This is a genomic window from Paenibacillus sp. FSL R7-0189 (assembly GCF_037969925.1).
GTDB classification, from domain to species: domain Bacteria; phylum Bacillota; class Bacilli; order Paenibacillales; family Paenibacillaceae; genus Paenibacillus_AQ; species Paenibacillus_AQ odorifer.
In genome coordinates, this window is the sequence record NZ_CP150223.1 from 4,886,070 (window position 1) to 4,910,089 (window position 24,020).

Here is a 24,020-nt window from a genome sequence, read left to right on the forward strand (position 1 = left end):
TGGAAAGTCACAGAAGATATATTCAATCACTAGTACAATGTAAGCGTTATCTTTTTGTGAAAATATATCCTAAAGGAGCTAAGCTATGAGAGTGAAGAGACTATCTTTTAACCAGCTTGTGTTTATCTGTTTAGGTTTTCAATACTTGTTAATGCGTTTGTTCTCTGCCGGCGAGGCGATCGTTATCACATCGATAGAGCTAGTAATATATATTGTTTATACTGTCGCCACCCTTGCCGGATTGTTTCTCCGGAGCAGACGAATTGATAGTGAAGCTGTATCTGGGTTGTCGTCGTTATTTTTCAGCGTGTTATGGACGGTATCTTTGTTCTCACAGTTTCGGAAAGAAAGTTATCCAAATGCTTTAACAATCATTAATTCGCTGGGGGTGTCTTCAGCGGTAATCGTGATGCTCACACAATTTATTATTTTGGCCAAGGCTTAGGCTTTAGCTGAAAAAAAAGGCGGGTGCCCCAGCAGCCATTTCATGGCTTATGCGGCACTCGTTTGTTTTTTTTCATCCCCAGAAATGAAAGCTCACCCTGTTCATTCCGTTTAAATTCAAATTCACTGTCATGCTTGGTATGATGGAATCTTGTTTCTGAGATAGGATAGAACGGTGTAACCTCTTCATCATTCCAGACAAAATAATAGTCCTGGCCCCTACGCTCTACGCTCGCTTTGCAGCCAAATCCCTCATAGGTCCCCATATATTCAGCATACATGCTATCATCAAGTGGGAAGGCTTGCGGGAATATCGGCATCTCGGCAGGCTCACCGAATACTAATCCAGATAGAGATTCCGTTAACTTGGTAATGGGGACACAATCATAATTGGTCAACATGATGACGGTCGTCTGCTCTTCTGGATATCTGTGCATTTCACTTCGGAAGCCGCGATAAGCGCCGCCGTGATACATTCTTTTGCGATCATAACGTTCGTCCAAAAACCAACCAAAACGATATTTGAGATTACTTGAATGAAAAGCCATCTCCAAAGTATCGTGGGATACTAATTGATCGGAGTATAACGCTTGATCCCACAGGAAAAGATCAGCAGCCGTCGAATACATAGCACCCGCTGATAGGATAGAGCTCATATTTATGTATTCACCCTGAGTATACTCACCCCATGAGGAATGATAAGGTGAGGCTAATTTTGAAATGATTTGCTGATTGTTATAAACTCCTGTATTTACCATGCCAAGAGGCTGTAATATAAAAGTAGTGATATAATCTTCAAATGTCATGCCTGTAATCTTCTCAATAATCATTCCTAATAAATAATAACCTGAATTATTATAGGAAAACGATGTGCCAGGCATAAATGCAGGCGGTTGACTCACAAATAGCTGTAACATCTCCAGTGGAGTCAGCTTCAGCTTATTTAATTTTTGATTATATTCGGGTAGAGAAGTGTAGTTGGCTATACCCGAGGTATGTCCCAGCAGATGAAGGACGGTAATCCCCTCGAATGCATGCTGTTCAGGAAGATACTTAAGGATCGGATCTTCCAGTCGCAGACGTTTTTGTTCTTTTAGCATCAGAATTGCCATGCCAGTGAATGACTTGGTTAATGACCAGATCCGGAATTTGGTATCTATAGTGTTCGGAACCTGATGTTCAAGATTCGCATATCCGTATGCTTTTTGTAGCTTGATTTCTCCATGCTGAGCTATTAAGACTGTGCCGCTCAGTGGCCAGCTTTGTTCGTATTTTTCTAAATATTGCTCCAGACGCTGGGATTGTTTATCCACAGGTAACCCCTCCTTAAAGGCATATTCTAACATAATACTAAATTCTGTTGAAGCGGAGAGAAATCCATGAGATATGATTGTTTAATTATTGATGATGAAACTGAACTTGCGGAGAGCACCTGCGAATATTTTAATTTGTTTGATGTTCAAACCGCGTTTGTTACAAGCGCTGCTGCCTGCCGGAGCTTTTTGCGTGAGCATCAAGTCTCAATGTTACTGCTTGATATTAATTTAGGCGGTGAATCCGGCTTCCAGTTATGCAAAGAGCTGCGTCAGACGATGGGGATTCCTATCTTGTTTATTAGTGCCCGCTCCAGTGAAGATGATGTATTGATTGCTCTTGATATCGGAGGAGATGACTATATTCATAAGCCGTATACCCTGAGAGTGCTGCTCGCAAAAGTGAAGGCAGTGCTTAAACGCCACAATAACGAAGTTATAGCTGAGGCAGCGGTCCTTCAAGCCGGATCTATCCAGATAGACCCTGAACTTAGGAGGGCAAGCCTTAATGGCGTAGCTCTCAAGCTGAAAACGATGGAATATAAACTGCTCAGCTATTTGATTCAGCATAAAAATAGGGTAATCCCCAAAGAGGAGTTATTTACAGAGGTATGGGGAGATGTTTTTGCGGGGGATGGCACCTTAAATGTACATATTCGCCATCTACGCGAGAAGATTGAGCAGAATCCTAATGATCCTCAGTACATCCGTACAGTATGGGGCATCGGTTATGCTTTTGAGGACAAATAGTTATGACTAAAAAACTGCTGTTGGCTCTTCTACTTACTATATTTGCCGCAAGTTTAACGCTCACATTCCTAATTCTTAATTTGCAGGAGGAGACAGGAACAGATAGAGTGGCTATCAATACCATTGTGAAGCTCACGGAACAGAACTGGGACAAGCTTGATCCGAACCTGTACAAGGAAGGTCCTTATGAATTTGCCATTATCGATACCGCGGGAGTACTTAAATATCAGACGGGAAATGCGATTTCCGTTACCGTTAACGAAGCCATCAACAATCGGGATACTCTAGTGGACGTTTTTGTTCAGGATAAGATGGTGGGTAAGGTGATTATTAATAATGATTACCATGCGATTTTTATACATATGAAAAAACAATTTATACAAGTTTCTATTGTGATGCTGCTACTGCTTACGGTTCTAGGCATTCTCTATATTTGGTTCCTGAATCGATCGGTTCTCCGTCCGTTTCGCAAAATGCAGCTATTCGCGAAGCATATCGCGAGAGGTGATCTGGAAGTTCCGCTGGAGATGGATCGTAATCATCTGTTTGGTGCTTTTACCGAAAGCTTTGATATGATGCGGGAAGAGCTTGCAGCGGCTAGACACAGCGAATATTTGGCGAATAAAAGTAAAAAGGAACTGGTTGCTAGTCTCAGTCATGATATTAAAACACCAGTTGCTTCGTTAAAGGCGATTACGGAACTGATGTTATTAAGCGCAAGGGATGAGAAGACCAGCAGACAGCTTAACACTTTGTATTCCAAGGCGGATCAGATTGATCGTCTGGTGACCGATATGTTCCATTCGACCTTAGAGGAACTAAATGAACTTAAAGTCAGCTTAACGGAGGAGCAAAGCCACCTGCTGATCCAAATTATAAATAATGTAAATTTCTATGAACGGATTTCAGCAGCAGCAGTGCCTGACTGTATCATTACGGTGGACTCCTTGCGGCTGCAGCAGGTGATTGATAATGTTGTGAATAATTCCTACAAATATGCCTACATAGACACACCTATTGATATTAGGTTCGAGATTACGGATCATTATCTGGAGGTAGATATTCTGGATTATGGCCCCGGGGTTCCGGAGGAGGAGCTGCCTTTAGTATTTAATAAATTTTTTCGGGGCAGTCTGGCCGTGAGCCAGAATGGTGCGGGTCTAGGCCTGTACATTTCCCGTTATATGATGCAAAAAATGCAAGGCGACATTGTGTGCTCCAATCGGGAGGATGGATTTACAGTCAAACTGCTAATTCCTTTAGCAGGACAGAATTAAGAATTAGCTAAGGATTGCACAAAGACATGTTAAGAACATTTAACGTACGATAAGGTTGCAATTACGAATGAGCTTGTGATTGCAGCCATTATATTTCGCGTAGAGCAATGATTTTCTTTTAGCGCAATTAATGAGCATGAATGTAAATGGAGTGTTCAACATGAGCGAAGTGAATAATAAAGTGCTGATGCAGACTAATAAGCTTGGAAAAACCTTCTCCCATGGAGGAACTCAGCAGCATGTTTTGAAAAATCTGGATCTGACCTTATATCATGGTGATTTCACGATTATCATGGGCAGCTCTGGTTCTGGTAAATCAACACTGCTGTATGCCATTTCGGGTATGGATAAGCCAACGCTTGGAGAGGTTCTATTTGAAGGTCAGGATATCACAGCCATGAGTAATGATCAGCTTGCGGTATTCCGGCGGAAGAATTGTGGGTTCGTGTTTCAGCAGATTCATCTGCTGGATACGATGAGTGTCCTCGACAATGTATTATCTAGTGCTTTTCTTGTACAAAAGGATAGAGCAGGGGCTGTGAAAAAAGCCAAAAAGCTACTCTCAGATGTAGGTCTGGATGACTCTGTCTGGGGCAAGTTTCCGGCGCAAATCTCAGGTGGCGAAGCTCAGCGGGCGGGTATTATCCGGGCATTGATCAACAGTCCAAAAGCGGTTTTCGCTGATGAGCCGACAGGTGCGTTAAACAGTTCAGCAGGAATAGGTGTATTGCGCGTCCTCACTGAGGTGAATAGGCAAGGGCAAAGCATAATTATGGTTACACATGATCTTAAAACCGCGTTGCGTGGTAATCGGATATTGTATCTGCGGGACGGAGTCATCGTTGGTGATTTGCGTCTTACCCCTTATAGCGAAGATAACGGACCTGAACGGCAGCAGCAAGTACAGTCCTTTCTAACCGAATTGGGGTGGTAGGGATGAGCAGCCTAATAGGAAAACTAGCTTGGTCAAATATTCGTAAAAGAAAAAGCGCCACGCTTACACTCTTCATTTTGATCATGATAGCTGTGCTGCTGCTGAACATTGGCCTTACGGTCAGTTTAAAGCTAAATTCTTTTCAGCAAGAAAAAATGACTGAATTAAGGACTCCAGAAATAAGTGCATTTTTCCCAAAAGATGATCATCTAGAAGAGTATGAGGAGCTTGTGGATAGTTATTCATATACAGAAACCTGGGAGAATGAAGCAGCAATTCTGTTAGCAGACGCTAAAATGAAGTACGGACAAACGGACACTACGGTAGCTTTTATAATTCTTAACATGGATACACCGCGGACCAAGGGACTATTCAAGACAACGACTCCGCTAGGATCTAAGGATGCGGATATGATCTATTTGCCTTATTTGTTCCATGTTGGATCGGGGTATAACCTTGGCGATACCTTTTCTTTTGTATACGATAATAAGCCATTCTCTTATACCATAGGTGGCTTTATTGAGGAGCCGTTGCTAGGGACGTTAACTAATGGAGCTTTAAAAGTATTTTTGAATGATGAAGGTTATAAGCAGTTGGAGAAACGTCTTGGAATAGAAGCTCAGTACAGCTTTCTATCAGCAGATTTAACCGATCCTTTAAAGGATGTAAAGCTGGAACAAATGCTAAGTGAGCGGATTTTTGCCTCAGGAAGTACGGATCAATTTCAAGTCATGCGGGCAGAGGTTGGTCTCCAAGGGAACCGTGTTTTTGTTAATCTTTTAGCGGCCATTCTGATCGTATTTGCCCTGATTATGGTTCTGATCTCGCTTATTGTCATCAGGTTTCAAATATTGGGACATATTGAAGACAATTTGACGAATATCGGTATTTTAAAAGCCAACGGTTATACTTCATGGCAGATTAAAAACGCGCTTCTGCTACAGTTCACCTCAGTGTCAATCATCGCAGCTATACCGGGAGGTGGGTTATCTGGGCTGGTTATGCCGTTGGTAGGGAATATGATTTCGTCTTCAATCGGACTTCTGTGGCCAATATCCTTTGAAGGGGTCAGTGCAGTACTTAGTTTGGTTATTGTCTCTGGACTAGTGCTACTTGTTACCTATCTGTCGAGCCGGCGAATTCGGAACATTACTCCGATTACAGCTCTGCAGAGCGGAATCCTCACTCACAATTTTAAGCGGAACCCAATTCCACTCGAAACATCCCGAATGAATCTGCAATTCAGCTTAAGCCTTAAAGCTTTAGTAAGGCAAATGAAGCAGAATATGATGATCGTATTGATCGTTGCCGGATTAACCTTTTCTAGTATTTTTTGCTCTATATTGAATTTCAACTTTAAGGGAGACACCTCAGCAGTTATAAAACTGGTAGGTATAGAACGCAGCGACTTTTTGTTGTTGCCGAAAAACGGTGACCTACAGCAGGGGAAGTTTACAGAATTAGAAGCCATGCCAGGGGTTGAAAAGTTGACTGTATTGGATAGCATGGTCGCTTCGATTAAAAATACCAGCTTTATGCTCCGGGTATCTGACGATTATAGCAAGCTGGAGACACAAACCATATACAAAGGGCGAGAGCCTATTTATGATAATGAAATTGTGATTTCCGGTGTTATTGCAAAGTTGAAAAATACAGAAATAGGGGACGAGGTACCTATCACTTTTAATGGTGTGACGGAGAATTATTTGGTCACTGGCTTAAGCCAGCAGATTAGCCAACTTGGAATGGTGGCGAGTATGACCGGTGATGGAATGAGAAGACTTCAACCGGAGTACACCCCTCTGTCCATCAATGTGTATCTGAAAGAGGGGGGAGATGCGCAAGCTTTTGTGAAGGATCTGGAAGCACATTTCCCCGGAAAATGGAATATTACTAACATTCGAGAAACGGTTGATAGTACGCTCAGTACATTCACTGCCGCAGTATCTTCTATGACAGCAGTCATCACTGTGGTGACGATTATAGTAGTAAGCCTGATTTTATATTTAGTGATTAAGACTTTGATTCTGAAGCGGAAGCGTGAGTTCGGCATTCTTAAAGGAATGGGTTATACCACTTTTAATCTGATGACGCAGATTACCTTTAGTCTGTTTCCGGTGATTGTGGTGGGAGTAGCTTTGGGGAGTATAGGCGGTTATTTTTTCTCGGACTCTGCGTTTGTACTATTGCTCTCGAGTTTAGGGATTTATAACGTCCAACTGGCGGTTAGTTTGCCACAAGTATTGCTATTGTGTGCAGCCATTCTAGTAGTCGCTTATGCGGTGTCTATGCTTGTTGCCCGGCGAATTCGGAAGGTTAGTGTTTACGATTTGATTATGGACTAAGCAAAAGACAAAAAAACAACGAGCAGGAGGTTTGTTACTCCATACTCGTTGTTTTTTTTACATATTCATTCGTCCGTCATCATAATTGAATTGCCAATCAATGCCGAATTTATCTTTTAGACTACCATAACAAGAGCTCCAGAAGGTTTCTTGCAGTTCCATAACTACTTTACCGCCCTCTTGAAGTTTATTGAAATATTTCTTTATGTTATCTAAATCCTTACTAACTACGGAAAGACTAATATTGTTTCCTTCGATAAAAGGCATGCCTGGAAAAACATCAGAAAACATTACATTACTGCCTTCGATATTCAAGCGGGTGTGCATAACCAAATCTTTAGCTTCCTCAGGAAGAGTGAAATTGGGATCGGGTGGTGTTTCACCAAAGGTCATGATTTGTGGACGTTCAGTGCCAAACACCTCTGCGTAAAACTCTGCTGCGTCACGACAATTCCCGTTGAAATTAAGATAAACATCGATAGACATTTTTTTCACTCCTTAAAGGTTTGTTAGCGGCACATCAAAAATTCTTAAAATTCAAAATACCTTATCACATCCACATTGTATCATTTACCAGTTTATAAACAAATATACTTTTAGTCTCATTATTAAACTTTTATTTCATCTACTATCTTCTAATTAAAAATAGGATATGGTAGTATTCAAGAAAAGGGATAATTTTCTATAAATTAAATAAAATTATATTTATGTTAAATAGTTGGGGTGTGGATTTGGGCTCGTGTTTGATCTTTACCACTGAGAGGAGGTGATGGTGAGTGCGGGTAAGGCATAGAGGAGGTGACAATTCTTTAAAGGAGTGAATACTGCAATTGTAGCATCGCGTGGCTATTAATAAATTATTTACGAATTTATTTAATTGTCGAAAGGAGAATAATAAATGACAAAAGCACTAAGGAAGCAAATGTTGTTATTGCTTACGATCATGGCTTTAGTTATCACCGGATATGCTCCTTCTACCACGTATGCCAGTGAGGCACATGTTGACAATCCGTTTGTAGGAGCTACAGCATATGTGAATCCTGATTATGCCGCACTGATTGATACCTCTATTGCTCAGGTTACCGATAGTACTTTAGTTTCCAAGATGGAGACCATTAAAAAATATCCGACAGCCGTATGGCTGGATCGAATTGCTGCAATTTATGGCGGAGAGGACAATGGAGGTAGAAAAAGTCTGGAACAGACTTTAGATGCCGTACTCGCGCAAAAGCAACCCAATACGCCGATCACAGCCACGTTCGTAATTTATGACATGCCTGGGCGGGATTGCCACGCTCTTGCCTCCAATGGCGAGCTGCCACTGACAGCTGCGGGTCTTACAACCTATAAGTCAGATTATGTTGACGTAATCGCCAGTATTTTTGCAAAGCCCAAATATAGTGACATTCGTATAGTGACTATCGTAGAGCCGGACTCGCTTCCGAATCTAGTCACCAATCTCAGCACACCACAGTGTGCTCAAGCTAACTCCACGAATATTTACCGTGATGCTACGCGTTACACTTTAAATGCTCTCCATGCCATTCCGAATGTATATACTTACATGGATATTGGCCACTCCGGCTGGCTCGGATGGGATACTAACCGTGGCCCCGCTATCGACCTCTTTACTTCGGTTGTGTCAGGCACTACAGCTGGACTTGCTAGTGTCGATGGATTTATTACGAATACAGCCAATACCACTCCACTAGTAGAACCTAATCTTCCAGATCCGAATCTTACGATAGGCAGCCAGCAGCTTCGCTCCGCAAGTTATTATGAATGGAATCCGTATTTTGATGAAGCCGATTTCACAGCAGCTTTGTATTCAGGTTTTGTAGCAAAAGGTTGGCCTTCCACGATCGGCTTCCTTATTGATACCTCCCGTAACGGGTGGGGTGGACCTAATCGCCCGACTAGTGCAAGCGGAACAACCGTTAACGCTTATGCAGATTCCGGTCGGATTGATAAACGTCTCCATCGCGGCAATTGGTGTAATGCCAGCGGCGCTGGAATTGGAGAAGTTCCACAAGCAGCCCCTGCAGGTTATGCAGCCTCACATTTGGACGCATTTGTCTGGGTGAAACCTCCGGGAGAATCTGATGGTTCCAGCAGTGCCATTCCAAATAATGAAGGCAAGGGCTTTGACAGAATGTGTGATCCGACTTATACCAGCTCAAGCGGCACACTGACCGGTGCATTACCTAATGCGCCTGTATCAGGTCACTGGTTCCATGATCAATTTGTTCAGCTGGTACAGAATGCTTACCCTGTAATTCCTCTGAGCAACGGAGGGGGCACTGTAGTTCCAGAGGCACCCACTAACTTGGTAGCGACAGCGGGAGATGCAAAGGTAAGCCTGAGCTGGAGCGCATCCAGTGGTGCGACTAGTTACACGGTAAAACGAGCGACCACAAGCGGAGGACCGTACACTACTGTAGCGACAGGGCTAACGGCAACGAGCTACACCAACACGGGCCTAACGAACGGAACAACCTATTACTATGTTATAAGCGCAACCAATAGTGCGGGAGAGAGTGTGAATTCGGCACAAGCGAGTGCGACCCCAGCAGCGGTGGCAACTGTTCCAGTGGCACCAACTAACTTGGTAGCGACAGCAGGAGATGCGAAAGTGAGCCTGAGCTGGAGCGCATCCAGTGGTGCGACGAGTTACACTGTGAAAAGTGCGACCACAAGCGGAGGACCGTACACCACTGTAGCAACAGGGCTAACGGCAACGAGCTACATCAACACGGGCTTAACGAACGGAACAACCTATTACTATGTTGTAAGCGCAACCAATAGTGCGGGAGAGAGTGTGAATTCGGCACAAGCGAGTGCTGTTCCACAAGTTCCGGCAGCAACTAGTCTGACGTTGCAGTATCGGGCGGGAGATACTAATGCGACAGACAATCAGATCAAACCTTATTTTAATATTAAAAATAACGGCACAGCCGCAGTGAACTTAAGCGATCTTAAAATCCGTTATTATTTCACTAAAGATAGTAATCAGACGTTAAACAGCGCAATTGACTGGGCACAAGTTGGCAACAATAATATTCAAGTCGCCTTTGCAGACTACACAGGCACGAATGCAGACACTTACGTTGAGCTTTCGTTTACTTCTGCAGCTGGTTCCATTCCAGCTGGAGGCCAGTCCGGAGATATTCAGCTCAGAATATATAAATCCGATTGGACTAATTTTAACGAAGCCAATGACTACTCCTTTGATGCTACTAAAACTGCTTATACTAACTGGGATAAAGTGACGCTTTATCAAAGTGATGCTCTCGTATGGGGGATTGCTCCGTAACGGAAAGCAGGGGATATTTAAAAGAGCCGCTGGAGTGATCCTGGCGGCTCTTTCTGTATTATTTAATTCGTTTACCGAGTAGCACAAGCAGCCAGATGATTCCAGCCCCAACAATGGCGTGACCAAGCCCCGCAATATGGGGCAGGAAGCTAATATCACTGCCGTTAATTTGCAGCATTCCACGTGTAGCCATTGCACCAATCGTGATTAGAAGACCAATGTTATAGACAATGTACCATGCACCAAAAGATTTAGCCTCATGGATATTAAATAACTTATCTAAGATCATAGCAATAATAAAGAAAAAGAATCCTAAGATTAGAATGTGGGTGTGAAGCGCAACTAATATAGTATCTCCTGTGAAATCATTCATTTTAGTAATTTCGCGATAGGCCACTCCGGCTATCAAACCAAGAATTGCATAGAAAAAAGACGTGTAATACAATTTTTTCATAAGAATATCTCCTTTGTAGTTATCGTTATGATTGAAGTGTATCAAGCAATTAAGAACGCAATATGAACAAATGATTACAAGGTGAAATAAATCACTAGTTTATAAATACATTATATCCTAAAGGAAGTTTCACTTTCCACGACGAACTGTACTACTAGAGAAATGAGAGGAGACTTAAGGAAAATATGAATGATAACGTTGAAGTATTTCCGGTGCTCGAAACTGACCGCTTTATTTTGAGAAGAATTACACTGGATGATGCTAAAGAAATATATGATTATTTTTCAAAAGATGAAGTGACCCAGTATTATGATCTGGATAGCTTCACCGATATACAGCAAGCGATCAACCTTATCGAAAGATGGGATGAACGTTTCAAAGGCAAACAAAGCATTCGCTGGGGAATAGCCAGGCGTGAGGATAATATAATGATTGGTTCATGCGGATATCATAACTGGGCGCACAGAAATTTCAAAGCAGAGATTGGCTATGAATTATCTCCACTTTATTGGCGGCAGGGTGTGATGACGGAAGTTCTGACAGCTATTATTGCGTATGGCTTTGAGCATATGAAGCTCCATCGAATTGAGGCGTTTTATGATCCGGCTAATATTGCCTCCAAGAAGTCGCTTTTGAAAGCGGGCTTTAAGTATGAGGGGTTGTTACGCGAATCTTTTTTTGAAAAAGGTAGATTTGTAGATGCGGAGATTTGCTCTTTGTTAGCTTCCGATACGAACTAAGAAGTGTAAAATTAATAAAAGCAAGTTAACCATAATGCGAGAGGACGTATTATGGTTTTTTGTTTGTGATACAATAAATAGATTATCGAATTTATCCTACGTGGTACTAATCCAACATACATATCATGATGAAAGAAGGTGAAGGTATGGAGTTTGAGTATTTGCTTCGTGTAATTGGCGCGGGAATTTGTGGCGTATTAGTTGGATATGAACGCAAAAGCCGGATGAAAGAAGCTGGAGTTAGAACACATTTTGTTGTAGCCTTAGGTGCTGCACTCATGATGGTCATCTCCAAATATGGGTTTCAGGACCAAGCGGATTGGCCTAATCTTTCTCTTGATCCCGCTCGGATAGCTGCTCAGGTAGTAAGCGGAGTAGGTTTTTTGGGAGCAGGGATGATTTTTATGCAAAGACACACAGTCAAAGGGCTCACTACTGCTGCAGGGATTTGGGCAACAGCCGGAGTGGGCATGGCTATAGGGTCTGGTCTTTATATTCTTGGCGTAGGAGCAACGATAATCATTTTACTTGGGCAAAAGATCTTACACAGTCGTAACAGCTGGCTGGCCGCACCAAAAACCCAACAGCTCGTTATAAGTCTAGCTAACACAGAAGGCGCTATGGGCCGAATTCAAGAGTTACTTAAAGAACACAAAATTGCTGTTCTAAGTTTTCATGCTGAAAATAACAGTGTAGAATCCGAATTAAACGTAGAAATCGTTGTAAGATTGCCTGAATCATTTAATCCAGTGCAATTGTTATCGATGATCCAAGAGGACGCAGCCGTTAAGACCGTTGAGTTTCAATGATTTTTTAGCACCCTCGATGTAACTAACTCACTTCGCATCAAAGGTTACCTCCCTTTAGAGAGCTTCCTTTTGATGCGAGTGTTACCTCCATTGTATTTTCGATTCACACATCGTTTTGTATATTTTCAATCTACAGATTGCTCCAGCTCCCATTATCAATCTTTCATTCAACCCCCTCACATTAATCCAAACAAAATACTTCTTTCAGTCTTTCTATCCCAATTAATAGGTTCAAGATTCAAATTAAATGCTAATTCATGGGTATGTGTGTTATGTCTGTGTTATATATTTAACGGTTTTTGTGTCGGTTATCTTTCGTTAACCGCTTACATTTATTTTTAAATAAAAAATATGTCATTTATATTGACACATAAACCATGACCCTTTATTATTAATCCCATCACTGGAGAAACTAAATTAAAATTTAAATCAAACAATACATTATCAGCGCTTTATTTGCAAATATTTTCTTGTTTTTGTGGTTTATTAATCCAATTAATGCACTGGAGAAAATAATTAGGAGAATGCCCGTGAAAAAGCACGATCAGGATTTCATGAAGCGACAAAATCGTTTAACGGTTTTCGAAATTATAAAAAATCAACAACCGATTTCTCGCGCTTCTATTGCTAAACAGACTGGTATGAGTCCTACGACTGTAAGTCGAATCGTCGGAGAGTTGACGGAGGAAGGATATTTACTCGACTCTGAGCAAGTATCATCAGGATTAGGTCGGAAATCAACGTTAATAGGTATGATTGACACTTCTGTATTATCGGTTGGCGTTGAACTGGATCGCAGTCTTATGTCTATTGGAATTGTGGACTTACAAGGACAGCTTATCTGCAGTAGTCAATTTCCCCGTACACCAGACGAAAGTCCAGATCGAACGCTGGAACGAATTAAGGATGCCATCGATCAATTGTTCCAGCAGCATGTGATTGACAGAACACGTATCGTGGGTATTGGCGTTGGACTTCCCGGCATTGTGAATAACGAAGAAGGAATTGTTGTCTTCTCTGTTCAGCTAGGATGGAAAAATGTGCCGTTAGCCAAACGCTTGAAGGAACTGACAGGTTTTGAAATCGCTGTGGACAATGAGCTGAAAGTAAGGGCTCTTGCTGAACATCTTAAAGGAGCCGCAGTCGGCTCCCGCCGTACAGCATTATTGGGTTTCGGTCAAGGCGTGGGTTCTGCGATGATTCTTGAGGGAGAGATTTATCGAGGGGTGATGAACAGTGCGGGTGAAATTGGGCATACGACAGTGGATCCTAACGGAATGATGTGTGAGTGCGGCAAAGCGGGCTGTTTACAGACCTATATAAATATCAGTTCTTTATTATCTGAAGCTAATCGGATTCGCCCGATCCGTACGATTGAGGAGTTATTCGCAGCAAAACATGCAGGAGAACAATGGGCGATTCACTTGATCGACCGTGCACTCATGTATATGGCCATCACCATTAATAATGTCGTATGCATGTATAACCCCGACAGCGTGATTTTAAGTGGAGAACTCGTGGACAAATTCCCGGATATATACGAAGAAGTTGAGCAGCTGTACCTCTCGCGCTTTACATGGGAGCCGCTTCGTGGTTCCTTTACGATTCATCGTTCGTTGCTGAATGAGAAGGGTGTAATTATCGGATCGGGACTTTTATCGCAGAACCGATTTTTCGCCTTAGATTAAATTAACTACTGCTAGGGAGGGTGTACAGATGGGATTTACAACATTGGTAGAAGAATATCGTGGAGGCCTGCTGGAGAATGTGCATTATGGTGCAGTAAGTGTAGTTGATGAGAAGGGCAGCATTTTGTACAAAGCAGGTGATCCGGAGCATATGACTTATCTTCGCTCTGCTGCTAAGCCATTCCAAGCTTTGCCGGTAATGAAACGCCGGATCGATGAAGTATATGGTTTGACAAGTAAAGAAGCATCGCTGTTTACCGCTTCACACCGGGGAGAAGCCTTCCATATTGAAGCGCTTGAAGCTCTTTTTCAGAAAATGGGATTAAAAGAAGAGTCACTTCATTGCTGCTCTACATACCCCCTGAATGAGGAAGCCAAAGCAGAACGTCACCGGGCAAATGAGCCAACTCGTAAAATCTTTCATAACTGCTCAGGCAAACATGCAGGATTAATGGGCCTTAGCAAATATATGGGTTGGGATATAGACACTTATTACGATCCTAACCATCCTGTACAACAGGAGATTCTTGAGATGATGGCTTATATCGCTGAAGTTCCCAAAGCGTCCATCCCGCAAGGTATTGATGGCTGTGGACTTCCTATCTTCGCACTTCCGCTTCATAAAATCGCTTATTCCTATCTAAAGCTAGCGTGTCCCGATTTGATAGAGGATACGGATATACGTAAGGCAGCCGCTGCCATTGCAAAACTTATGAACGATAACCCAGTTATGATTGCTGACACGAAATTTGTATGCTCAGAGCTCCTGAAGGATGACAATCTGACAGCTAAAGGTGGAGCAAAAGGGGTATACGGTATCGGACTCCGTAAAGAACGAATGGGGATATCGCTGAAGGTATCCGACGGATCAGAACAAGTCTGGCCATGTATTATCGCATCGATTCTAGAACGTATTGGTTACAGCAATCAAGACACAATTGATCGCTTATATGCACTCGTGCCTAACACGATTGTTAATGATGGCGGTACTGTGGTCGGCGAACGCCGTGCTGTATTTCAATGGGAGATCTAGAGCATAAGGTCAAGAATAATCTTCAAGTTTGGTGATTAATCGGACTAGAAGCTTTTCTAATACATCGTTTGAATAGGGGAGTGTAAAAAATGAAAGCAAAAGGAAAAGTATGGTCAATGTTCATGCTGCTGCTTATTACAGTAGTAGTGACTGCAGGGTGCGGCAACAAAGCGAGCAACGAGGGACAAAACGGCAATACTGCTGGTGGAACTGAAACTAGCACCCCAACTACAAAGAATGATAAAGACATTGTAATTGCCATCAATTCTAACTTTATTACGCTGGACCCTCATAACGCAAGCGATACGCATTCAATCAGCGCTGCCAGAACGATGTACGAAGGTCTGATGGGTTTTGACGAGAATATGAACGTAGTTCCTGTTCTTGCCGCAAGCCATTCCATAAGTGAAGACGGGTTGGTCTACACGTTCACACTGCAAGAGAATGTTAAATTCCAAGACGGTACTGACTTTAATGCTGAAGCGGTTAAAGTAAACATCGCCCGTATTCAAGATGAGAAGAACAATCTAAGACTGCGCAAAAGCTTCGCAAAGGTAGCGAAAGTGGAGACTCCTGATGCTAAAACCGTGGTTATTACACTCAGCGAGCCGTACAATGCATTTTTAAATAAAGTAGCTATGGCACCTATTATTAGTCCGAAAGCTTTAGAAGAAAATGGCACCGATATTTCGAAAAATCCTGTAGGAACGGGACCATTTAAGTTCAAAGAATGGGTGCAAGGCGACCGCTTGGTTGTCGTTAAGAACCCTGACTACTGGCAAGCTGGGTTGCCAAAAGTGGATAGTGTGACCTTTAGACCTGTTCCAGAGAATGGATCACGGATAGCCATGCTAAAAACCGGCGAGGCAGATTTCATTTATCCAATGCCAACGGAGCAAGTATCTGAGGTTGAAGGTCTTGAAGGAATTACTGTAGATACCATCGATTCGACAATTGTTCGTTATGTAACGTTAAATACGATGAAAAAACCTTTTGATGATGTGAAGGTTCGTCAAGCCATTAACTATGCTATCAATAAAGAAGCTTATATCAAAGTTGTGAAATCGGGTCTTGGCGCTAAGCTTGATTCCACGATGTCTTCCAAAACACAATACTATTCCCCACAAACAGGTTATGACTATGACATTGAAAAAGCTAAACAATTGCTTGCTGAGGCAGGATATCCTGATGGATTCGAAACCGAAATTTGGGGTGAAAATGAATCCGAAACTATGAAGGGGATGCAATTTATTCAGCAACAGCTAGCACTTGTAGGGATTAAGGTAGACGTGAAATCCATGGAAGGCGGCACATTGTCCGACCAAATTAACTCTGCTAAGACGCCAGAAGAAGCCAAAATTCAAATGTGGTATGTCAGCTGGTCTCCGTCTTCAGGTGATGCAGATGGTGCAACCAGAGGGTTGTTCAGTAGTGAAATGTTCCCGCCTGCTGGCTCAAATACAGCTTATTATAAAAATGAAAATGTAGACAAGTGGATCGCTGAGGCGAATAAATCTGTTGATCCAGAAGCGGCTAAATCCATTTATGGCAATATTCAAAAAACAATATGGGAAGATGCTCCATGGGCATTCATGGGCGTCGACCAAATCATCTCAGGCAAAAGATCGTATCTGGAAGGAGTTAAGGTCTTCCCGGATGGTTCCATTAATGTCCTGAATGCAGAAGTGAAATAATGCTAAACAAACGTTAGGTTTAATATCCCAAGAAATGAACGAGGCCGCTTCTGTAGTATGGTGGGAAGCGGCCTCACTAAATCATTTGTCGATACTGAAGGGGGCTTATGAGTTGGGTAGATATGCTTTACAAAGACTCCTCGGGGTTATTCCGCTGTTGTTCATTGTATCGGTGCTTGTCTTTTTGTTTATTCACTTAATCCCAGGCGATCCAGCCCGACTTATTGCCGGTAAAGATGCCACACTTGAAGAGATTCGTGGAATTCAGGAGCAGCTGGGTCTCAATCTGCCTTTGTGGAAGCAATACATAAACTACATGGGTGATCTGCTAAGTGGGAATCTGGGCAATTCGATCCGTTCAGGGATCCCGGTTACCGACATGCTAGAAAGCAGAGTAATGCCAACGTTGTGGCTGACTTTTCTCAGTATGGCCTGGGCTCTAATTATTGGTCTTCTAATTGGCGTGGTTTCAGCCGTTTATCGCAATCGGTGGCCAGATCATTTAGGGACGTTGACAGCCATTTCAGGGATGTCTATTCCTGGATTTTGGTTAGGCTTGGTACTCATTCAAATTTTCTCGGTAGAGCTTGGTTGGTTTCCAACAGGTGGTGTTGATTCCTGGAAGTCCTATATTCTTCCTTCCATTACACTTGGGATGGGAATTATGTCTATGTTGGCCCGTTATTCTAGGTCATCTATGCTGGAGACCCTTCGGGAGGATTATATCCGTACAGGACGTGCAAAAGGCTTACGCGAGTATGTTGTTATCGGCAGGCATGCGCTGCGCAACTCTTTGATTCAGGTGGTTACCGTAGCTGGACTTCAGTTTGGGTTCCTGCTCGGCGGCTCTGTAATGGTTGAGACGGTATTCAGTATTCCGGGTCTTGGCAGGCTGCTAGTAGACTCCATTTTGTTCCGGGATTATACAGTCATTCAAGCCTTACTGCTTCTGTTTGCTACACAATTTATTCTTATCAATCTATTAGTAGATTTATTGTATGGCGTACTTAATCCGAAAATAAGGTTTTCTCAGTAGCTAATGCGACTAAGAAGCAGAATTTCAATAGATTTATAGGGTGAATTTAGGATCAGGAGGGATATCATGAGTGACAATTCGGCGGTGATGGGAGCAAAATCTCCATTACCCGGAGAGGTACTGGCCCCGGGGAAAACAAAAGGCCGTATGGGTGTTTTTTTACGTAAGTTCAGTAAACAAAAGATGCCCCTTGTGGCCGCATTTTTTATTATATTGCTATTCCTAATTGCAATTTTCGGGCCATTTCTGACCCCGTATAATCCTGATGAACCAAACTACGATGCCCTTATGGCGGGTCCTTCTGCTGCACATTGGGCCGGGACAGACGAATATGGCCGTGATATTCTAAGCCGTTTGATTGATGGTACTCGCTTAACCTTAGCGGTCAGTCTCAGTTCTGTCTTCATCGCAGGCGTACTTGGAACCATCCTAGGTCTGTTAAGTGGATATTATGGCGGTTGGCTAGATCGGATTATTATGCGTGGCAGTGATGTACTATTTTCATTTCCTGACTTGCTGCTTGCCATTGGAATCGTCGCCATCCTCGGTCCGGGTCTATCCAACGTTGTTATCGCAGTTGCAGTCTTTGGGACTCCATCGTTCGCCCGGATTATTCGGAGCGTAACGCTATCTGCGAAAGAAACATTGTTTGTCGAAGCGGCTCGTTCCATGGGAGCGAAGCATCGCCGGATTATTTGGCGTCATATTTTTCCTGAGACCGTGCCCAGTATTATCGTTAATCTATCCATGAAGATTGGCGGAGCGATCTTGGCTGCTGCATCACTAAGCTTTCTCGGAATGGGTGCAAAAACAACGGAGCCTGATTGGGGCGCAATGTTAAGTATGGGACGTGATTATTTAAGTATTGCTCCACATATCGTTTATTTTCCGGGGATAGCCATCTTTTTAACTGTACTTGCATTTAACCTGGTCGGGGACGGACTGCGTGATGCTCTTGATCCCAAAATGAAAAACTAAGGAGGGACAAGACATGACTCAACATTTGCTGGATGTACAAGGGCTGAAAACGGAGTTCAAACGCGGCGATGGAAGTATTACTGCGGTTGCGGGGGTAGACTTTGCCATTAAGAAAGGTGAAGTGCTAGGCCTGGTTGGTGAATCTGGTTGTGGCAAAAGTGTAACCTCATTATCGATCATGCGGTTGCTTAAAGATACGCCGGGTAGAATTTCTGAAGGTTCTGTGCGTTTTGAAGGAAAGGATTTGACGAAGATTTCTGAGAAGGAGATGCGCCAAATCCGGGGAAATGATCTGGCAATGATTTTTCAGGAGCCGATGACCTCTCTTAATCCAGTGCTGCGGATTGGGCTGCAATTAACAGAGCCGATTAGACTGCATTTGGGTTATGGACGCAAGAAGGCTCGTGAGCATGCGATTCATATGTTGCGGCTTGTAGGTATCCCTCGCGCAGAGGAATTAATCGATGAATATCCGCATCAACTATCCGGCGGGATGAGACAGCGGGTCATGATTGCAATGGCCATGTCTTGTCATCCTAAGCTGTTGATTGCCGATGAACCCACGACCGCACTCGATGTAACGATTCAAGCGCAAATTCTTGATCTGATGAAGCAGTTGAAAGATGAACAGGATATGGGAATGCTGCTCATTACCCATGATCTTGGAGTAGTTGCCGAATTATGTGACCGGGTAGTTGTAATGTATGCAGGTCGTGTGGTGGAGGAAGCCTCTGTTCAGGAGCTGTTTGCCAGACCGCAGCATCCGTATACCAAGGGATTGATTCAATCGGTACCTAAGCTGCGCCAGAATGTACATCGCTTGGAGTCTATAAAAGGGAATGTGCCAGACCTTTCACAAATGCCTGCCGGCTGTAAGTTTGCGCCTCGCTGCGAATTTGCCATGGAGCGTTGTCTGTCGCACGAACCTGAGCTACTTCCGATTGAGGGACTAGAGCGCAAGAGCCGTTGTTGGCTTACACAGCAGGAGGACACGGAAGGAGCGGGATGTTTATGAAAGAGACTCCACTAATTGAAGTTAAGGGTTTGAAGAAGTTGTTTTCTGTGAAGAAGGGCTTCTTCGGAACGACTAAATATTTGCACGCCGTTGATGGGATTTCATTCGCCATTCGTAAAGGAGAAACGTTCAGCCTTGTAGGTGAAAGTGGCTGTGGGAAATCGACTACGGGCAGGCTAGTGACTCGCTTACTGGAACCCAATCATGGAGAAGTGTGGTTTAAGGGGCAAAATATTAGCCATATCTCAGATAACCAAATGCGGCCTCTGCGCAAAGATATGCAGATGGTGTTTCAAGACCCTTACGCTTCACTTAATCCACGCATGAAGGTGAAGGATCTTGTCGCCGAACCCCTGCTTATTCATACAAAGCTGTCCTCCAAAGAGCGGGATAAGCTAGCTTGCGAACTGCTGGAGACCGTTGGATTGAACAGTTTGCACGCTGAGCGATTTGCGTTTGAGTTCAGCGGTGGACAGCGGCAACGGATTGGGATTGCCCGGGCTTTGTCAGTGCGCCCTAGTCTAATCGTGGCGGATGAACCCGTGTCAGCACTGGATGTATCGATTCAGTCCCAAGTGTTGAATCTGTTACAGGACTTGCAGGAGGAATATGGCCTGACCTATTTATTCATCTCTCATGATCTTAGTGTGGTCGAGCATATTAGTGATCGAATTGGGGTCATGTATCTGGGTTCCCTTGTGGAGACGGCTGATAAGGATACATTGTATGACCGTCCCTTGCATCCTTACACCCAAGCGCTGCTATCTTCAGTTCCCGTGCCCGATCCAAGCTTGAAGAAGGAACGCATTATTCTAAAAGGTGACCTTCCAAGTCCCGTTGATCCGCCGACGGGCTGTCGCTTTCATACAAGATGCCCTTCCTGTATGGAGATCTGTAAGCAACATGTGCCTGTATTCCGGGAAGTTGAACCAGGTCATGAGCTCGCTTGTCATCTGTTTGATGAAGAAATGTTGAAACTAGAACGATAATTTTAAATGTGAGTACACTTTACGGAAAAGAAGGGACAGCTATGAATATCTTGTTCGATTCTGCTAATGGGGCGGATATGCTTATCTACTTAGCCTATGAAGAGGAGCCTTTTCCTCTTCGGCTGGGAGAAGCTCACAAACAGAGTGGCAGTGTGACATGGTTATATGCTCGTTCTGAGGAAGAGTCCGATGTGTTAGCTGTTGGAATGGGAAAACGCAAGGCTCTTACGCTTGAGAAAATTCGTCGAGCAGCGGGATCTGCCGCCCGCTTAGCTCTAAGAGAAGGGCTGAATTTCGCTTCATTTGTTCGTAGGACAGCAGAAAGTGATATTTCCGCTGCGGATGAGCTGCAAGCATGGATTGAAGGCTGGCTTCTCGGATTATATCGTTTCCAAACCTATCGTGGCGTTACTAAAATAGACAATTCAGTTGATTTGCTGCTCCAGACAGCCGATTGGCCTGAGCTGACTAAGCTTGAACTGGAAGTTGTACTAAGTACTGGCCGCATACGCGCTGAAGGAGCAGTGGTTGCTCGCGATCTGGTGAATGAGGTGCCCGGGACTCTAAATCCGGATCGGTTCGCAGAATGGATGGTCGAATATTTCGAGCGTGATAACGCAGCAGTGAAAGTTCATGTTTACCGGGGGCAGGAGCTGGTTGACCTACAGATGAATGGGTTGCTGGCGGTTGGAGCAGGCAGTAAACACTCCCCAGCCCTCGTTGAAATTCGCTATGAGAGTAACCCTGAATTGCCAATGCTGGCATTGGTGGGTAAAGGTGTTACCTTCGATTTGGGTGGGATGAATGTTAAGACCGCAAGTGATATCAGCGATGCACGTATGGATATGGGTGGTGCAGCAGCTGTTATTGGGGCGCTGGATATTTTAGTACGGAATCAAGCTCATGTAAATGTGACCGTATTGATCCCAGTTGTTGATAACGTACCAGATGCTGAAGCGATGCTGCCATCGTCTGTTATACGCTATCCTAATGGGCTGACGGTTCAGGTTGCAAATACGGATGGCGAGGGGCGGCTTATTATCGCGGATGCGCTTATTCATGCAGCAAATATCGGGGCAACTAAGGTCATCGATATTGCAACACTTACTGGAAATGTTGGCGCAGCGCTAGGATTAGGTATCGCCGGCATATGGGGTGATGGAGAGATGACGCAGAACCTCGTCGAAATCGGTGAGCGCAATGGTGAGCGACTGTGGCCCATGCCGCTTATGGATGAATATGAAGTCGATCTTCGAAGCAATTACGCTGATCTACGTAATGTTAGTACTTCACCTTTTGCAGGTGCGATTACAGCAGCGCTTTTTATACGGCGTTTTGTAGCGGAATCGCTGAGCTGGGTTCATATTGATATGGCTGGGACGGTTCAGTACAAGCAGGATGTGGGGTATTCAGAAGCTGGAGCAACGGGCTATGGTGCTCGATTGCTCGCTGATTATGTCATGAAACAGGCACAACAATAACAACGGAAGAGTGGAGGAAAGTTATGAGATTGGAAGTCATCGCTACCTGTATGGACGATGCTCTTACAGCCGAAGCGAACGGGGCTGACCGCCTGGAGCTCATTACTGCGATTACGGAAGGCGGTCTAACACCAGGGATAGGATTGGTGCAACAAGTTGCTAAATCGGTTAGCATTCCTGCGTTTGTTATGGTTCGCCCGCACAGCCGTTCTTTTTGCTATTCAAAGTATGACATTTTGACCATGGCAGCAGAGATAAAGCAAATTGCAGCCAGCGGAGCGGCGGGGATTGTGATTGGTGCGTTAACACCGGAAGGGACTATCGACGAGCGAGCGCTTGAAACATTATTGCCGTTGACCGATGGATTGCAAGTAACCTTCCACCGTGCTTTTGATGAGTTGAAGGATCAAATAGAAGGTTATCGAACGCTTTGTAAGTATCCGCAAATTACGCGTGTACTCACTTCTGCTGGGCCAGGTCCGGCACCAGAAGCTATTCCTGCTATGCGGAAGCTAGTCGAGGAATCAAGAGGTAAAACGGTAAGTATACTGGCTGGAAGCGGTTTGAAGCCGGAAGGTATTACTTCATTTATACATCAGACTGGAGTAACAGAAGTGCATTTTGGGTCGGCTGTTCGTTATGATAAAGACGCTTTGTCGCCAATCGATCCAGCAGCCTTACGGGCGTTAGCAGAGAGTATTCATTCTAACGGCTAATAATAGATAGTGAAAAGGTGAATGGGTTATGCAGAAGGTTGAGAGCTACGTAGTTGGAATCGATTTAGGAGGCACAAAAATTGCCGCAGCATTGTTCGATTCAAAGGGGACCGTGTTGAAACGGGAACTGATGGAAACGGCTGGGGCACGTACCGCTAAAGAAGTGGTGCAGCGAATGATCGATATGATCCGCTCCGTATCCGAAGGACGACCACTCACTGGAGTGGGGCTGGCTTCTCCCGGAGCTGTAAATAGCCAGGACGGGATCGTTATTCACGGCACCAATCTTCCGGAATGGGATAATGTTCCGCTGAAGCACTGGATGGAGTCGGAGCTAGGCGTTGAAGTAAAGGTAGTGAATGATGCGAACGCTGCGGCTTGGGGTGAGTATGTCCGAGGAGCTGGCAAAGGTGCAGACAACATGGTTTATGTTACCTTTAGCACAGGGATTGGAGCAGGTATCGTCATTGACGGCAAGCTGCTTCTTGGCAAAAATTCATTTGCTGGTGAACTAGGTCATAATATTATTGACCCGAACGGAACGGAATGTAGCTGTGGAAGATTCGGCTGCTGGGAAGTTTTCGCTTCGGGCACAGCGATTCGGGATATGGCGCTGCGAAGTATGGAGGGCAGACCGTCGATGATTACGGAACTGGCTAATATAAATGGAGAAAAAATTACTTCGCGGCACGTATTTGAAGCCATGGCACTTAACGATGCCGTGGCCGTCGAGGTTATTGACCGCAGTATTCATTATATGGCACTAGGTCTAGCCAATGCAGTTCATACGTTCAATCCTGATCGGATCGTGATCGGTGGAGGCGTGAGTAAGGCTGGAGATTTGTTATTCCCTGCACTGGTGGAGAAGACGGAGCAATTTGTCATGGATCCATATAAGGGTACTTTTACAATTGAACCTGCCGCTCTCAAAGACGATGTAGGTTTAATTGGAGCCGCAGCATTATTTCATACCGCTTAGGTGGAGTGAAAGATTGATTATAGCTTTCATTA

The 24,020-nt window shown here is 44.0% G+C and carries 21 protein-coding genes; 18 read left to right on the forward strand and 3 right to left on the reverse strand.

Translation table 11 applies throughout. From position 1 onward, the window contains the following. Positions 1-85 precede the first annotated feature (85 nt). On the forward strand, positions 86-445 hold the full coding sequence (locus MKY63_RS21255; RefSeq protein WP_036685802.1) for a hypothetical protein: 360 nt from the start codon (positions 86-88) through the stop codon (positions 443-445). 40 nt (positions 446-485) lie between these two features. Here the strand turns inward: MKY63_RS21255 and MKY63_RS21260 are convergent, their stop codons facing one another. Then, positions 486-1,757, reverse strand: a complete 1,272-nt coding sequence (locus MKY63_RS21260) for a serine hydrolase domain-containing protein (protein ID WP_051491413.1) — start codon at positions 1,755-1,757, stop codon at positions 486-488. A gap of 66 nt (positions 1,758-1,823) precedes the next feature. Here MKY63_RS21260 and MKY63_RS21265 point away from each other — a divergent pair, with 66 nt between their 5' ends. The 4 genes from MKY63_RS21265 to MKY63_RS21280 all read left to right on the forward strand — a co-directional run bounded on the left by MKY63_RS21265 (position 1,824) and on the right by MKY63_RS21280 (position 7,063). Further along, entirely contained in the window at positions 1,824-2,507 is a 684-nt protein-coding gene (locus tag MKY63_RS21265; protein ID WP_038572354.1) for a response regulator transcription factor, read from the forward strand. Positions 2,508-2,509: 2 nt separating this feature from the next. Then, positions 2,510-3,784, forward strand: a complete 1,275-nt coding sequence (locus MKY63_RS21270) for a HAMP domain-containing sensor histidine kinase (protein WP_038572352.1) — start codon at positions 2,510-2,512, stop codon at positions 3,782-3,784. Positions 3,785-3,944: 160 nt separating this feature from the next. Next, complete coding sequence (locus MKY63_RS21275; protein WP_339809773.1) at positions 3,945-4,718, forward strand: ABC transporter ATP-binding protein; 774 nt, start codon at positions 3,945-3,947, stop codon at positions 4,716-4,718. A 2-nt stretch (positions 4,719-4,720) separates the two neighbouring features. After that, complete coding sequence (locus MKY63_RS21280; protein ID WP_339809774.1) at positions 4,721-7,063, forward strand: ABC transporter permease; 2,343 nt, start codon at positions 4,721-4,723, stop codon at positions 7,061-7,063. 57 nt (positions 7,064-7,120) lie between these two features. Here the strand turns inward: MKY63_RS21280 and MKY63_RS21285 are convergent, their stop codons facing one another. Then, positions 7,121-7,549: a VOC family protein gene (locus tag MKY63_RS21285; protein ID WP_036685812.1), complete on the reverse strand. Its 429-nt coding sequence runs from the start codon at positions 7,547-7,549 to the stop codon at positions 7,121-7,123. Positions 7,550-8,006: 457 nt separating this feature from the next. On the opposite strand from MKY63_RS21285, the gene MKY63_RS21290 reads away from it, so the two are divergent. Next, positions 8,007-10,376: a glycoside hydrolase family 6 protein gene (locus MKY63_RS21290; RefSeq protein WP_339813586.1), complete on the forward strand. Its 2,370-nt coding sequence runs from the start codon at positions 8,007-8,009 to the stop codon at positions 10,374-10,376. 58 nt (positions 10,377-10,434) lie between these two features. Here MKY63_RS21290 and MKY63_RS21295 read toward each other — a convergent pair whose 3' ends face one another. Further along, positions 10,435-10,830: a DUF2871 domain-containing protein gene (locus tag MKY63_RS21295; RefSeq protein WP_036689034.1), complete on the reverse strand. Its 396-nt coding sequence runs from the start codon at positions 10,828-10,830 to the stop codon at positions 10,435-10,437. Between the two features lie 185 nt (positions 10,831-11,015). Here MKY63_RS21295 and MKY63_RS21300 point away from each other — a divergent pair, with 185 nt between their 5' ends. The 12 genes from MKY63_RS21300 to MKY63_RS21355 all read left to right on the forward strand — a co-directional run bounded on the left by MKY63_RS21300 (position 11,016) and on the right by MKY63_RS21355 (position 23,988). Beyond that, positions 11,016-11,570, forward strand: a complete 555-nt coding sequence (locus MKY63_RS21300; RefSeq protein ID WP_076147493.1) for a GNAT family protein — start codon at positions 11,016-11,018, stop codon at positions 11,568-11,570. 146 nt (positions 11,571-11,716) lie between these two features. Then, positions 11,717-12,379, forward strand: a complete 663-nt coding sequence (locus MKY63_RS21305; protein WP_094903188.1) for an MgtC/SapB family protein — start codon at positions 11,717-11,719, stop codon at positions 12,377-12,379. A 524-nt stretch (positions 12,380-12,903) separates the two neighbouring features. After that, positions 12,904-14,067 carry an ROK family transcriptional regulator gene (locus MKY63_RS21310; protein WP_256717884.1) on the forward strand — a complete coding sequence of 388 codons (1,164 nt, stop codon included), beginning with the start codon at positions 12,904-12,906 and terminating at the stop codon, positions 14,065-14,067. Between the two features lie 28 nt (positions 14,068-14,095). Then, positions 14,096-15,100 (forward strand): asparaginase, encoded by a 1,005-nt coding sequence (locus MKY63_RS21315; protein ID WP_036689028.1) that lies wholly within the window; start codon positions 14,096-14,098, stop codon positions 15,098-15,100. A gap of 89 nt (positions 15,101-15,189) precedes the next feature. Continuing rightward, positions 15,190-16,794: a glutathione ABC transporter substrate-binding protein gene (locus MKY63_RS21320; protein ID WP_076141089.1), complete on the forward strand. Its 1,605-nt coding sequence runs from the start codon at positions 15,190-15,192 to the stop codon at positions 16,792-16,794. A gap of 112 nt (positions 16,795-16,906) precedes the next feature. After that, positions 16,907-17,830, forward strand: coding sequence for an ABC transporter permease subunit (locus tag MKY63_RS21325; protein WP_036689023.1), 924 nt, complete (start codon positions 16,907-16,909; stop codon positions 17,828-17,830). A gap of 66 nt (positions 17,831-17,896) precedes the next feature. Beyond that, positions 17,897-18,808 (forward strand): ABC transporter permease subunit, encoded by a 912-nt coding sequence (locus MKY63_RS21330; RefSeq protein ID WP_076100141.1) that lies wholly within the window; start codon positions 17,897-17,899, stop codon positions 18,806-18,808. A 13-nt stretch (positions 18,809-18,821) separates the two neighbouring features. Then, complete coding sequence (locus MKY63_RS21335; protein WP_036689018.1) at positions 18,822-19,823, forward strand: ABC transporter ATP-binding protein; 1,002 nt, start codon at positions 18,822-18,824, stop codon at positions 19,821-19,823. Beyond that, a complete protein-coding gene (locus MKY63_RS21340) occupies positions 19,820-20,812 on the forward strand; it encodes a dipeptide ABC transporter ATP-binding protein (protein ID WP_094903192.1) in 993 nt (330 codons plus the stop codon). Before MKY63_RS21335 ends, MKY63_RS21340 begins: the two co-directional genes overlap by 4 nt. A 41-nt stretch (positions 20,813-20,853) precedes the next feature. Continuing rightward, positions 20,854-22,293 (forward strand): leucyl aminopeptidase family protein, encoded by a 1,440-nt coding sequence (locus MKY63_RS21345; RefSeq protein ID WP_339210332.1) that lies wholly within the window; start codon positions 20,854-20,856, stop codon positions 22,291-22,293. Positions 22,294-22,316: 23 nt separating this feature from the next. Beyond that, a complete protein-coding gene (locus MKY63_RS21350) occupies positions 22,317-23,009 on the forward strand; it encodes a copper homeostasis protein CutC (RefSeq protein ID WP_038572334.1) in 693 nt (230 codons plus the stop codon). Between the two features lie 28 nt (positions 23,010-23,037). Then, positions 23,038-23,988 (forward strand): ROK family protein, encoded by a 951-nt coding sequence (locus MKY63_RS21355; protein WP_038572332.1) that lies wholly within the window; start codon positions 23,038-23,040, stop codon positions 23,986-23,988. Positions 23,989-24,020: the final 32 nt, after the last annotated feature.